Source organism: Enhygromyxa salina, from assembly GCF_002994635.1.
Taxonomy (GTDB): domain Bacteria; phylum Myxococcota_A; class Polyangia; order Nannocystales; family Nannocystaceae; genus Plesiocystis; species Plesiocystis salina_B.
On sequence record NZ_PVNL01000183.1, the window covers coordinates 1 to 520 of the forward strand.

At 66.0% G+C, this 520-nt stretch carries 1 protein-coding gene; it reads right to left on the bottom strand.

The genetic code is table 11. The features are described from left to right. Window positions 1-520 (bottom strand): hypothetical protein (locus tag ENSA7_RS41545; protein ID WP_146158761.1); only part of this gene is annotated, 520 nt, incomplete at both ends.

Below are 520 nucleotides of genomic sequence, written 5' to 3' on the forward strand. Positions count from 1 at the left end.
CCCAGGCTGTCATAGGCGAAGTGGCGCTCGTGGGTCTGCTGCGCGTGGGTGGTGTGGACGGACGCGACGCGATGCAGAAAGTCGTACTCGAAGGTCTCGTGTTGTCCGTGGATCAGATCCTCGCGGCCCGCGAGCGTCCCGTCGGCGTTCCACTGATACGCCAGCGACTGCAGCGTCCCGCCCAGCTCGGAGCTGGTCTCGATCGTCCGCGTGAACTCGCGCAGCGGGTCGTAGCTACGCTGGGTGATCGTGCCGTTGCCGAAGCTCTCGGTGGTCACGCGGTCGAGCCCGTCGACGTCATCCACCCGCCACAGCAGCTCGTCGGTGGGTCCGCTTCGAACCTCGCGCAGCTGCCCGCTCCCCGTGTAGCTGTTGCGCACCCAAAACGGCGGAAGCAGCTCGGCCTGCGGATAGTGAATCTCGGCGAGCCGATCAAACCCGTCGTACTCGAACTCGAGCTCGAAGCTCTCGCCCGCGATGACCTTGGTCAGCGCCTCGACCCGACCAAACGCGTCGTACT